Raw genomic sequence first — 12,846 nt, forward strand, 5'->3', positions numbered from 1 at the left:
CCGTCACTCAGCCACCGCCTCGCGCCGTGCCGGGCCTGCCGGCAGGGCGGCACTGGCGAAGATCGAGCCGAGGATCAGCGGCAGGCAGACGAGATAGGCATTGCGGATGCCGAAGGCTTCCGCGACGAAACCGAGCAGTGGTGGTCCGAGGAAGAAGACGACAAAAGCCATCTGGGCGATTGCCGCGACATTGATGACCGCTGGGCGATCCGTGCGCAGGGCGGCGGCCGACACCGCCATCGGATAGACCGCGCTGCAGCCGGCGCCCATCAGCGCGAAGCTCAGAAGCGCGGCATAAGGATGCGGTGCAAGCCAGGCCAGCGCAATGCCGAAGGCGGCGATGGAGAGCAGCACGCGACCGACCAGCCTTGCACCATGCCGGTCGACGACCGGATCGATGGTGAGGCGCGCCAGCGCCATGAAGAAGGCAAACAGCGTCAGGCCGGACCCCGAGATGAAGGGCGAAACGTCGAAGACCTCTTCCATGTAGATCGTCGACCAGTCGATGCCGGCCCCCTCGATCAGGAAGGCCGAGGTGCCGATGATGCAGAGCGGCAGCAGCGCCAGTGTCGGCAGGGCGAAATGCGGCTGCTTCTCATGCGTGGTCGCACTCACCACATGCGGCGCATTCTTCATGCCGGCAATGGTGATCGCGCCAATGACGAACATCATGCCGAGCAGCAGATGCATATGCATCTGCATGCCGATGCCGGCCTGTCGAACCAGTGAAGCGGTAATGGCAGTGACGAAGAAGCCGAGGCTCCAGCAGCCATGCGCCCGGTTCATGATGCCAAAGCCGACCTCCGCCTCGATGCGACCAATCTCGACATTGAGACAGATTTCCAGCGCCCCGGCGAGAAGGCCGATGGAGAAGAGCACGCAAAACACCATGGGCGCACTCGGCAGGAGCGGAATGGTCGCCAGAAGCGCCATGACGCCGAGCAGCGAGATGGCAAGCGTCGCCCGCGTGCCGAGCTTCACGATCAGCGGCGAGGAGAAGGTCAGCGAAATCAGCGACCCGATCGCCATGCCGATCAGCGTCAGCCCCAGCTCCGCCTTGTTGACGGAGAGATGCGCCTGCAAGTCGGGCAGCCGCGAAAACAAGGATCCCGTCGACATGGCGAACAGGAAGAAGGCGATGTAGACGCGAAACTGCGGGGGGATATGCATCGGGACGACTCGATTTGTCAGACAACCAGATACCGACCTGCCAGCATCAGTCCGGCAAGTCCAGCCATCGACGCCGCCAATCGGTTCGCCCCCGGAAAAGGCCTTTTGATTGGTGCTGCGCGCCGAGACTTCTGGCGGGCAGGGGGCGTGCCCCTACGCGCCATCATCCTCGGGGCAGGCCCGAGGATGACGATCCATTCAAACGAAAAACGCCGGAAGCAAGCTCCCGGCATCCTTCTATTGGTGACGGCCTATTCGCTCAGTCGGCCGAATTGATCTGCCGTGCAACCATGTCGTGGTTGAGCCAGAGAACAGGTGCAGACGGGTTCGCGACCTCACCGAAGATCAGTGCGCCGGTCGCCTCGACCACGAGCACGCTCAGATAGTCCGAGATCAGCGCCTTGCTGTCCTTGTGCATCTGGGCGATTTCGGCCGAGGTGCCGATGGTGATGTCGGACTGGCCCTGGCTGTTCGGCATCGGCCAGTTGTTGAAGTCGTAGAACGGGATCATCACGTCGCTGGCCTGGAAGTCGGCGATCTTCTGAAGCACGTCGTCGATCGTCGCGCCTTCGACCAGTAGCGCTTCGCAGTCAGCCCAGATCTTCTCGGCCCGTGCGCCGCCATGTTCCTTTTTGAGTGCCTTCAGGAGCGGCAGGAGCGGCAGCTCGATACCGGCAAACACATCCGACGAGTTGGTGCGGATTTCCGGGCAGTTGAACACGGTCGCCTTGATGCCCGATGCAAAGGCCTCTTCGGCAATCGCCTCGAGCCGGATCTTCGCATAGCCCTGCGTGTAGTTGGTATAGGTCTGCCAGCGATATTCGTCGCCAATCAAGATGCCGGTGCCGTGATAGCCATAGGCCGAGTAACGAACCTGGCCACCGCTCTTTTCAATGCGCTCGCGGATCGCAGCGCTACCCTCGATCAGGTGGCGGAAGGTATTGGCCGAGACTTCGTCGAAGTTCTGCAGGATCAGCTTGCCAAGATCGCTTTCCAGCAGCACCTGCGAAGACATGTGGCGCGCGCCACGGCCCTTGTAGATGCGGTTGGCGATGACGAGGAAGACCTTGGCCTTCGGAATGCCGCCAGCCATGGTGTGGGCAAAGTGCACGTTCTTGCCGTCGGCAATCATGCCTTCGAGCTCGGCCATGATCTTGGCCACGGCATTCTGGAAACGCTCAACGCCAACCTGGCGGCACTTTTCGATATGCGCCCAGTCGAGTTTTTCGGTTTCCCAGTTTTCCAGCGTCAGCGAGGAAAGGAGATCGGTCGGCGTCGGTTCGCCTTCCGGCGCATCGAGGTCGAAACCGGCCATGGCGGGCACATTGATGATTTTCCCGCCGAGATTGGCTTCCGCCTGGGCCAGTTCATCTGCCGTCAACGGACGCAGCTTGTTGTTCTCGTCACGGCGGCCAACGGTGATGCCGATGATCTCCATGCCGGCCTTCTTGGCCTGGTCGAGCAGGCCGGTCACATAGCCGCGACCGAACAGTTCGCCGAACAGGACAAAGACATCACCCTTGCGATACAGGGTATTCTCGGAGATCTGCGTCAGGGAAACGGGGGACTTCATGTGCCAATTGATTCCAGTTTTTTAATATCTGCACATGCCCACTAGCAAACCCTGATCGACATGGCACCGTCCTCTGTTGCATTTCCTGGTCATTTTGCGTGACCGTTCATTGCAAGACGTGATCGACTGTAACAATTGCGAGCCGAACTGCGCCGCTCAGGCTTTGATCAGCCGCACCCGCGTGCCCCAGGGATCCTTCGCCTCGAACCCGCCATCGATCGCGCTGACGGCATAGCCGCGGGTTTCAAGTTCCGCCTTGCATGCGGCAAGGATCGCTTCGTTCTCCGCCTTCAGTGAAAACCAGTCGAGCCCGGTCATCGTGTCCTGGCGTGGCCCCGCATTCTCACTCTGCCAGATATTGGCGCCGATATGGTGGTGATAGCGGCCGGAGGAGAGGAAAGTCGCGCCGCGCTGGTCGCTGCCCGCCACCACATCGAGCCCAAGCCCGGTCGCATAGAAGTCGCGTGCGCGCGAAAGGGCGCCGACCTTCAGGTGGATATGGCCGATCCTCAAGGTTTCGGGCGCTCCCTTATAGAGATCCCGGTCGGTCGCCGTTTTTGTCTTGGTGAAGATGTCGTCGATGTCGAGTTCTTTTGTGCCCATGGACACCTGATTGCCGGCCCAGAGCCAGCGATCTTCGGGGCGGTCGCAGTAAACCTCGATGCCGTTGCCCTCGGGATCATCGAGATAGACGGCTTCCGACACGGAATGATCGGCAAAGCCGGTCAGCGGCACTTGGGCGCGCGCCACATGCACCAGCCAGCGGGCGAGATGCGCGCGATCCGGCATGAGAAAGGCCGTGTGATAGAGCCCGGCCTGATTGCCGCTCTGAGGTTCGGCATTGGGGTGGGAGGCAAGATGCAGAAGGGCAACGCCACCCGCGCCGAGCGTGACGAGATCTGTGCCGTCGGTCAGGGTTTCGAGGCCGAGCACGCTCTTGTAATAATCGGTCATCTGTCTGAGGTCGCGCACCCGCAGGCAGACGGCGTCGACATGGATCGGCCGCGTCAGGGCAAACGGCAGTTTGGCCGCGCCATCCCGAAGCTCCGTCGGGATTTCGCCTGTGCCTTCCGCGCCTTCCGCCCTGAGCGCTCCGGCCATTGCGCCTGAAAGCGTTGCCGTTCCCGCCAGCCGCAAGAGCTGACGCCGCGTCCATGTCATCGACATTCCTGTATCCCCGTCCAATATCGCGTGTCCCCGATAGGCTCGCATACACCGCCGTCCCTCGCGCCGCTTCTCACGTCTGTCCACGCCGTTTCACATCGCCGTGAGACAAACGCCTGCCGATTGCCGCAATTATGATGCAATGCAGCATAAACTTGACAGGGCAGCATTTCCAATCCGTCACAATTGCTGTAAACGATGGAAAATAAAGCCTGTTTGGGTGGAGAGGGCAATGCGGAAGTGGGTTTACACCTTCGGCGGAGGAGCGGCCGAGGGGAGTAGGGCCGAAATCGACCAGCTGGGAGGAAAGGGCGCCAATCTGGCCGAGATGGCGAGCCTGGGTTTGCCCGTGCCGCCCGGCCTGACCATCGTCTCGGATGCCTGCACCCTTTTCTACAAGAACGGCAAGACGCTTGCCGATGACCTGAAGGCGCAGGTCCTCACCGGCATTGCCGGCATCGAAGCCACGACCGGTCGCGGTTTTGGCGATACCAGCCATCCGCTTTTGCTCTCCGTCCGCTCTGGCGCCCGCACCTCAATGCCAGGCATGATGGATACGGTGCTGAACCTCGGCTTGAACGACCACACGGTGGAAGCGCTTGGCCATCATTCCGGCGATGCGCGCTTCGCCTGGGACAGCTATCGCCGCTTCATCCAGATGTATGCCGACGTCGTCATGGGCCTCGACCACGAGGTCTTTGAGGAAATCCTCGAAGACGAGAAGGCCCGTCTCGGCCACGAACTCGATACCGATCTCTCAGCCGTGGAATGGCAGCATATCGTCTCGCTCTACAAGGACATGCTGGAGCAGGAACTGGGCGAGCCCTTTCCGCAGGATCCGCATGTGCAGCTCTGGGGCGCGGTCGGCGCGGTGTTTTCCTCGTGGATGAACCCGCGTGCGAAGACCTATCGCATGCTGCACAACATCCCGGAGGAATGGGGCACGTCCGTCACCGTGCAGGCCATGGTTTTCGGCAATCTCGGCTCCACCTCTGCCACTGGCGTCGCCTTTACCCGCAATCCCTCGACCGGGGCCAAGGAGCTTTACGGCGAGTTCCTCGTCAATGCGCAAGGCGAAGATGTCGTTGCCGGCATCCGCACACCGCAATCGATCACCGAGGCCGCCCGCATCGACAGCGGTTCGGAAAAGCCCTCGCTCGAAAAGCTGATGCCGGAAGCCTTTGCCGAATTCGGCGCGATCTGCACGCGGCTCGAAGCCCATTACCGCGACATGCAGGATCTGGAATTCACTATCGAGCGCGGCAAACTGTGGATGCTGCAGGCTCGCTCCGGCAAGCGCACCACCAAGGCCGCGATGCGCATTGCCGTCGATATGGTCGCGGAAGGTGTGATTACCGAGGAAGAGGCAGTCATGCGCATCGAGCCGTCCTCGCTCGACCAGCTGCTGCATCCGACCATCGACCCGCGCGTCGCCCGCCACGTTATCGGCTCCGGTCTGCCCGCCTCACCGGGCGCGGCAACCGGCGCAATTGTGTTCACGGCGGAAGAGGCGGTCGATGCCGCAGGCGAGGGCCGCAAGGTCATTCTGGTACGCGTCGAAACAAGCCCCGAAGACATTCACGGCATGCATGCCGCCGAAGGCATCCTGACAACCCGTGGCGGCATGACCAGCCATGCGGCGGTCGTGGCCCGCGGCATGGGTATTCCCTGCGTGGCCGGTGCCGGCAGTATGCGCGTCGACCTGCGCAATGAAAGACTGGTCGGCATGGGCGTCACGCTCACCAAGGGCGATATCGTCACGATTGACGGCTCCTCCGGCCAGGTGCTGAAGGGCGAAGTGCCCATGTTGCAGCCGGAACTCTCCGGCGACTTTGCTCAGCTGATGGAATGGGCCGACGCCACGCGCCGCATGACGGTGCGCACCAATGCCGACACGCCGGGCGATGCCCGCGCCGCACGCTCCTTTGGCGCCGAAGGCATAGGCCTTTGCCGCACCGAGCACATGTTCTTCGAGGGCGACCGCATCCATGTCATGCGCGAGATGATCCTCGCCGAAGACGAGGCCGGTCGCCGCGCAGCGCTCGACAAGCTCCTGCCCATGCAGCGCTCTGATTTCACCGAGCTCTTCACCATCATGCACGGGTTGCCTGTCACCATCCGCATGCTCGACCCGCCGCTGCATGAATTCCTGCCGAAGAGCGACGACGAAATCGAAGAAGTGGCCAATGCCATGGAGCTCGAACCCGGCTTCATGCGCCGTCGTATCGATGCCCTGCACGAGTTCAACCCGATGCTCGGACATCGCGGCTGCCGGCTTGCCATCTCCTATCCTGAGATCGCCGAAATGCAGGCCCGCGCCATCTTCGAGGCCGCAGTGAGCGCCGCCCGCGAAACCGGCGCGCCTGTCGTGCCTGAAATCATGGTGCCACTGGTCGGCCTTCGCTCCGAGCTCGACTACGTGAAAGCCGTCATCGACCGTGTCGCGACGGAGGTCATGGCCGAAGCGGAGCTATCGATTTCCTATCTCGTCGGCACGATGATCGAGCTGCCGCGCGCTGCGATCCGCGCCCATATCATCGCGGAAGCCGCCGAATTTTTCTCCTTCGGCACCAATGACCTGACCCAGACCACCTTCGGCATGTCCCGCGACGATGCTGCCCGCTTCATCCCGACCTATCAGAAGAAGGGCATCATCATCCACGACCCCTTCGTCTCGCTCGATTTCGACGGCGTCGGCGAACTCATCCGCATCGCCGCCGAACGCGGCCGCAAGACGAGGCCTGACATGAAACTCGGCATCTGCGGCGAACACGGCGGCGACCCGACCTCGATCCACTTCTGCGAGGATGTAGGGCTGGATTACGTCTCGTGCTCGCCGTTCCGCGTGCCGATTGCGCGGCTGTCTGCGGCCCAGGCGGCGATCAAAGCGCGGGGGTGAGGGGGAGTTCGTTGCTCACCTTGCGTGGAACATGATCGACCTGATGATCGCGCTGAGTCTACATCACTGTGCGGAACCCGCCAGCCCCTCACACAGGCAATCCTTGAGACCGTGGGTAACCTCACCACTTCACGGTTTTTAAACAGCAGATGTGGCAGATCCTCCAGACAAAATCTCTCTCAAATGTCATGGGGATGTCCAGAAGTGCCGAGATTGCCGCTATACGTCCTCCTGCTTGCCGCGACGCTTTCCGCTCCAGTGCATGCCGAGGAAGACGCGCTGCCCGACCATGCGTCTCCTTCGGTCTGCGTGGTGCTTATTGGACTTGCGCTCGACAAAGGCGTCATCGATGCCGCTGACCAGCAGGCGTACAGGGATGCTGCCGAGACCATGCGTGAGACGTCAGTGGAACTGAATGGTGGCGAGGACGCAGCAAACCAGATGATCGGCAGCAGCGTCGCCTTCTTTGATGGGTTGAGCGAGACTGATCTCGCAGAGGGTGCCGACATGTGCTTGAGCGCCGAAGATGAAAGCTTTGACGCTGACGAGTGACGTGTTGCGCGCGGTCGAAGGAGGATTGCCGCATCCGGACCTCTTCGATGCCAAAGACCTCGTTCGTCTGGATCGCCCGGCCGCGCAAAGAAGAAAAACCCGCCGAACGGCCGGCGGGTTTCTAAACAGTGTGGGGCTAAACAGCTTTCTTTTTCGCCGTCAGCTCGCTGGCTTCAGAGAGGCCAGAATGTCTCCCAGTTCCTTCTGGTGGGTTTCATACGTGCCCTTCGAACCCCAATAGGTGAAGATCAAAACCTTGTCGCCGGCTGCGGCAAAGCCGAGAGATATTTCGACCGGACCCTCCTCGTCGGTACCCTCGTAACTGAGAGCCGAGATCTTCAATCCGTTGACATCGGTCTCGCCAGTTTCTTTCATCGACTGAGCATCGATTTGCACGCCATTCTTGGTCAGAAAGTCGATAGCGATATCTGTCGTCTTGTCGGCAGAGCTGGCGTCGGCCACATCGATAGAGAAATAGATGGCCCCGTCTTCAGATGTGGCGTCAACGCCGGTTTCGGTTTCCTTCGGTCCCCAGCTGTCGGGAATGCTAATAGACGCCACAGGAGCGTCGCTGGGGAACACGAGTTCAGCAGCAGATGCGGCAAACGGAATGCAGATCGCGAAAACAGAGGCTATGAGAAGTTTTTTCATGGTTGTCCCTTCGAGGATGGTTCCGGTCCGAATGTTAGGCGATTTCCAGTAGCGTCTAAATATCCATCTCAAAACGCCCCCTAAAATGAGCCGGAACTAACATGCGCGCAAGACTTTGCCGCCCTTCGACGCTTCCTGCTACCAAAGACATGATTGTTGGATAATCCTGCCCTTACGCGAAGATGAGGGTGCCGAAAAAATATCCCCGCCCATGTCACGTTGACGCTGCCCCGCTCGTCATGATCTCGTACCCCACAGAAGGAAACGACCTCATGACCGCAACACTCGATCCTTTCGCCGCCTCTCCCGCCTTGATGAAAAAATGGATGGCCGTCTCGACCGACATCGCCGCAAGCCTTGAGCCAAGCCTCGTCGAACTCGTCAAGATCCGTGCGTCCCAGCTCAATGCCTGCGCCAACTGCCTCAACATGCACGCGGCCGAAGCCCGGGCCAAGGGCGAGACCGAGAACCGCATCTATCTCCTCTCGGCCTGGCGCGAGGCGCCGTGTTATACGCAGCGTGAGCGGGCGGCGCTGGCCTGGACCGAAGCGCTGACCACACTTTCCGCCGGCCATCCGCAGGAGGCGGCGCGCCGGGATCTGCAGGCGGCCTTTACCGACGAGGAGCAGGTGAATCTGACATTGATGATCAATGTCATCAACGGCTGGAACAGGCTCGCGGTGGGCTTCGGCCTCTGGATCGAGACACCGGCGACCCGAGCCCAGGGAGTGGCCGCCTGATGTTGTCTTCCCAGCACACGGATGCGGCAGCGAGCTTCGATCCCTTGAGGCAGAAGCTCATGCGGCTCGCCTATCGCATGCTGGGCTCGGTCACGGATGCCGAAGACATGCTGCAGGAGGCCTTCATCCGCTGGATGAGGGCCGACCGCCGCGAGATCCGCGAGCCCGAGGCGTTTCTGCGCCGCGTCGTCACAAGGCTGTGTCTCGACCAGCTGAAATCGGCCCGCCTGAAGCGCGAGACCTATATCGGCCCATGGTTGCCGGAACCGGTGGTCGAAGACGAGGACGAGCCAGAGGACGTCACCCTGCCACTGATGCTGGCGCTGGAACGGCTCTCCCCGCTGGAGCGAGCAGCCCTGCTGCTCCACGATGTATTCGGCCTGCCCTTTGAGGAGATAGCCGATACCCTGGAGCGCGATATCGCCGCTTGCCGCCAGCTGGCAACCAGAGCACGGCGGAACGTGCGGGAAGCACGGAGCCGCTACACGGTCGACTCCAAGCGCGGGCTGGAGATGGCGCAGGCCTTTTTCAACGCCTCGCGCAGCGGCGACATGACGACGCTTTCCGCCATGCTCGCCGCCGATGTCGGCCTGCATTCCGATGGCGGCGGCAAGCGGCAGGCCGCGATCACACCGATCCTCGGCCATGCCGCCGTGATGAAAGTTCATACCTATCTCGCGGAGAAGATCTGGCCGTCAGGATCAACACTCCTGCGTGTCGGCCTCATCAACGGCCTGCCGGGCTTCGTCACGCGGGAGGCGGACGGCGAGTTGCAGACCACGGCGCTGCAGATCGAGGACGCTGCCATCACCGCCATCTATGTCATGCGCAATCCGGACAAGCTCCAGCACCTGCATTAAAATGGCGGACTGACCGTCCACCCCCCCCATGGATTGACGAAGGCGACCCGACCACCCGGGTCGCCTTCGCAGATTTTACCAGACCAGCGCTACCGCGTCGGCACCAGCCGGAATACGCAAGGGCGATGTTGCATCGGTGGCGGCCCACCACACGGCTTCGGCGACGTCGGAGGCTTGCGTGACCTCGGACGCACTTTCCTCGGCCCAAGCGTCGAACACGGCCTTCACCACCGGCAGATAGGGTTCCGGAAAGCCGCCTGCACCCTGAACCCTGGCGCGGGCCGTGTCGCCGAAGCTGGTGGTCGGCGCACGGCCGGGCAGCACGATGCGCACACGCACGTCGAAGGGGGCAAGTTCCAGCGCAGACACCTCGGTCAGCGCGTTCAGCGCGGCCTTGCTCGCGGTATAGGCCGACAGCAGAGCCAGCGGTTTCAGGGTCACGCTGGAGGAGACATTGATGATGACGCCCGAGCGTCGCTCGCGCATTTGCGGCAGCACGGCCTGCATCATCGCGACCGGGCCGAATGTATTGGTCTCAAACAGGCCGCGCAGGGTCTCCATCGGCGTTCCCTCGACCGCATTCATCCAGCCGATGCCGGCATTGTTGACCAGAACGTCGATCGGCCCGGTCGCAGAGATCGCAGCGGCAATGCTGTCCGGATCGGTAACATCAAGCTTGACGATCTCAAGGTGTTCAGAGGCGGGCAGCAGGTCTTCGCGGGGGCTGCGCATGCCGGCCACCACCCGCCAGCCTTTTGAGAGGAAGAGTTTCGCCGTTTCGAGCCCGAAGCCCGCTGAAGCGCCCGTGATCAGTACCGTGTTCATGTGTCGTCTCCTGTCCGTTATGGGATGCACGGAGACTAGATCGCGGTCGAAATCTTATCTATAATACAAAGTCTAATCTTCATTATCAGGAGTGTCGTTTGGCCGATCCCACAAGCGATCCATTGGGCGAAATCGTCTCTCTGCTCAGGCCGCGCGCCGGCTTTGCCAAGGTGGCAAGCGGGGCAGGCCGCTGGCGTGTGACACGGGAGCTGGATGGCGAACCCTTCTATTGTGTCGTGCTGGATGGCGCCGCTCGTATGACCGTCGACGGACATCCGGCCGTGCAGTTGCAGGCCGGCGATTTTGTCCTTGTGCCGTCTCTCTTCCACTTTGCCATGGAGAGCATGGAAATGGAGGGAGCAGGCAAAGAGGGGACAGCAAGGGAGGGCCTGACGGTCCTCGACCCGTCGCTGGCAACGCCGCTGCCGGGCGAGATCCGCCATGGCGATCCGGAAGGGTCGGTCAATGCCAGGCTGCTGGTCGGCCATTTCCATTTCGGCTCGCCGGATGCGCGTCTGCTCGTCCAGCTCCTGCCGCGCCTCCTGCATCTGCGCGGGGCAGAAAGGCTTTCGGCCCTGGTCCGGCTTTTGACGGACGAGACGCGGGCAGCCCGTCCGGCGCGCGAGATGATCCTCGCCCGCCTGCTCGACGTGATCCTGCTGGAAGCACTGCGTGCAGCACCGGATGAGACGGCACCGGGCGAAACGCCCCCCTCCGGCATCCTGCGCGGCCTGGCAGATGAACGCCTGGCGGCAAGCCTGCGGTGCCTGCATGGTGACCCGGCGCAGGACTGGACGATCGAGAGCCTCGCCCGCGAGGCGTCCCTCTCACGCTCGGCCTTTTACAAGCGCTTCCGCGCAGCCCTTGGCATGCCGCCGATGGAATATCTCACCGCCTGGCGCATGGCGCTGGCCAAGACCTATCTTGATCAGCGGGATCTGGGCATGGAGGAAATCGCCGGCCGCATCGGCTATGGCTCGGCCAGCGCCTTCTCCACCGCTTTTACCCGCTTCGTCGGCGTCCCGCCGTCGCGCTATGGAGCCCCGCGTGAAGGTGCCGCTGCGTGATACGCTTGCTGTTTCAACGATTGTTGGTAAGTCCGGTGGTGGCTACTGATCCTTTCATGCCAGTCGGTACCGCGCCGCAGTCGTCATCCTCTCAATTCTGGAGACACCCATGCCCGGCTATTCCGCCCGTCCGCCCGCCATTCCCACCGTGGTGCTCGATGATGCCGTCACCCGCATCACCCGTTGGGATTTTGAGCCCGGTGCCGCGACCGGCCATCACACCCATGGCCTCGGTTATGTCGTCGTGCCGCTCACCGATTGCCATTTCCTGATCGAGGATGCGGCCGGCGAGCGCCGGGTCACCAGCCGCGCCGGCGAGGCCTATCGCCGCGATGCCGGTGTTGAGCACAATGTCGTCAATGGCGGCGAGCAGCCGATGAGTTTCATCGAGATCGAATACAAATGAAGTCTGCCGATCAGGATCGCCCGCCGGTCTTCACCACTGAATTCGAACCGCATCATGGGCAGGCGGTCCCGGTTGCCCATGATGTGCAGCGGGTAACGGTCAACAATCCAGGCCCCTTCACCTTCCACGGCACCAACACCTATATCGTCGGGCGAAAGTCCGTCTGCGTCATCGATCCCGGCCCGGAGGATAATGCGCATTTCGCCGCCCTGATGACGGCGCTTGAGGGCAGGGAGGTGACCCATATCGCCGTCAGCCACACCCATCGCGACCATTCTCCGCTCGCCCGCCGCCTGAAGGAAAAAACCGGTGCGATCCTGGTGGCAGAGGGGCCGCATCGCCCATCGCGGCCGCTGTTCGAAGGCGAGGTCAACCCGTTTGCCGAAAGCTCTGATACGGATTTCGTGCCTGATCTCGCGCTTGGCAACGGAGAGCGGATCGCGGGCGACGGATGGTCTCTGACAGCGATCCACACACCCGGCCACACTGCCAACCACGCAGCCTTTGCGCTTGATGGCACCGGCATCCTGTTTTCCGCCGATCATGTCATGGCCTGGGCCACCTCGATCGTGGCACCCCCCGATGGTGCCATGGGCGATTACATGGCCTCGCTGGAACGGCTTCTGGAGCGCGAGGACCGGCTCTATCTGCCCGGCCATGGCGGTCCGGTGACGGAGCCTCAGTCTTTTATCCGCGGTTTGCGAACCCATCGCCGCATGCGTGCGCGCGCCGTGCTGGAGCGCATCGGCAAGGGAGACCGGAAGATCCCGGATATGGTGCGGGCGATCTATGCCGGCACGGATCCGCGGCTGCATGGGGCGGCAGCCCTCTCCGTGCTCGCCCATATCGAGGATCTGGTCGAAAAGGGCCTTGTCGCCACCGACGGCCCGCCGCGTTTGACGGGCGTTTTTCGCCCGGCCTGATGGGGTGACGCAGTCC

Annotated in this window: 12 protein-coding genes; 7 read left to right on the forward strand and 5 right to left on the reverse strand. The window is 62.2% G+C overall.

All coding sequences use genetic code 11. The annotated features are described in order from the left end of the window. Window positions 1–3: 3 nt before the first annotated feature. The 3 genes from IP76_RS02785 to IP76_RS02795 form a co-directional block, all read right to left on the reverse strand. A complete protein-coding gene (locus IP76_RS02785; protein ID WP_054156651.1) occupies window positions 4–1,170 on the reverse strand; it encodes an MFS transporter in 1,167 nt (388 codons plus the stop codon). 259 nt (window positions 1,171–1,429) lie between these two features. After that, complete coding sequence (locus IP76_RS02790) at window positions 1,430–2,743, reverse strand: hypothetical protein (RefSeq protein WP_054156652.1); 1,314 nt, start codon at window positions 2,741–2,743, stop codon at window positions 1,430–1,432. A gap of 156 nt (window positions 2,744–2,899) precedes the next feature. Further along, entirely contained in the window at window positions 2,900–3,904 is a 1,005-nt protein-coding gene (locus IP76_RS02795; protein ID WP_054156811.1) for a VOC family protein, read from the reverse strand. Between the two features lie 235 nt (window positions 3,905–4,139). Between IP76_RS02795 and ppdK the strand changes: the two genes are divergently transcribed. Continuing rightward, entirely contained in the window at window positions 4,140–6,806 is a 2,667-nt protein-coding gene (ppdK, locus tag IP76_RS02800) for a pyruvate, phosphate dikinase (protein WP_054156653.1), read from the forward strand. 213 nt (window positions 6,807–7,019) lie between these two features. Further along, a complete protein-coding gene (locus IP76_RS02805) occupies window positions 7,020–7,358 on the forward strand; it encodes a hypothetical protein (RefSeq protein WP_054156654.1) in 339 nt (112 codons plus the stop codon). A 159-nt stretch (window positions 7,359–7,517) separates the two neighbouring features. Here the strand turns inward: IP76_RS02805 and IP76_RS02810 are convergent, their stop codons facing one another. Further along, window positions 7,518–8,009, reverse strand: coding sequence for a histidine kinase (locus tag IP76_RS02810; protein ID WP_054156655.1), 492 nt, complete (start codon window positions 8,007–8,009; stop codon window positions 7,518–7,520). A gap of 272 nt (window positions 8,010–8,281) precedes the next feature. Between IP76_RS02810 and IP76_RS02815 the strand changes: the two genes are divergently transcribed. Together IP76_RS02815 and IP76_RS02820 are read left to right on the forward strand one after the other, a co-directional pair. Continuing rightward, on the forward strand, window positions 8,282–8,749 hold the full coding sequence (locus IP76_RS02815; protein WP_054156656.1) for a carboxymuconolactone decarboxylase family protein: 468 nt from the start codon (window positions 8,282–8,284) through the stop codon (window positions 8,747–8,749). After that, on the forward strand, window positions 8,749–9,609 hold the full coding sequence (locus tag IP76_RS02820; protein WP_054156657.1) for a sigma-70 family RNA polymerase sigma factor: 861 nt from the start codon (window positions 8,749–8,751) through the stop codon (window positions 9,607–9,609). The genes IP76_RS02815 and IP76_RS02820 overlap by 1 nt, the downstream gene beginning before the upstream one ends. Before the next feature lie 75 nt (window positions 9,610–9,684). Here the strand turns inward: IP76_RS02820 and IP76_RS02825 are convergent, their stop codons facing one another. Continuing rightward, a complete protein-coding gene (locus IP76_RS02825) occupies window positions 9,685–10,434 on the reverse strand; it encodes an SDR family oxidoreductase (RefSeq protein ID WP_054156658.1) in 750 nt (249 codons plus the stop codon). Between the two features lie 98 nt (window positions 10,435–10,532). On the opposite strand from IP76_RS02825, the gene IP76_RS02830 reads away from it, so the two are divergent. The 3 genes from IP76_RS02830 (at window position 10,533) to IP76_RS02840 (ending at window position 12,830) form a co-directional block, all read left to right on the forward strand. Next, the gene (locus IP76_RS02830; protein ID WP_054156659.1) at window positions 10,533–11,501 is read left to right on the forward strand and encodes an AraC family transcriptional regulator; all 969 of its coding nucleotides are present in this window, start codon (window positions 10,533–10,535) and stop codon (window positions 11,499–11,501) included. A 109-nt stretch (window positions 11,502–11,610) separates the two neighbouring features. Then, window positions 11,611–11,907: a cupin domain-containing protein gene (locus tag IP76_RS02835; protein WP_054156660.1), complete on the forward strand. Its 297-nt coding sequence runs from the start codon at window positions 11,611–11,613 to the stop codon at window positions 11,905–11,907. Further along, a complete protein-coding gene (locus tag IP76_RS02840) occupies window positions 11,904–12,830 on the forward strand; it encodes an MBL fold metallo-hydrolase (protein WP_054156661.1) in 927 nt (308 codons plus the stop codon). The genes IP76_RS02835 and IP76_RS02840 overlap by 4 nt, the downstream gene beginning before the upstream one ends. Window positions 12,831–12,846 lie beyond the last annotated feature (16 nt).

Origin of the sequence: Rhizobium sp. AAP43 (assembly GCF_001296045.1) — a bacterium.
GTDB lineage: Bacteria > Pseudomonadota > Alphaproteobacteria > Rhizobiales > Rhizobiaceae > Allorhizobium.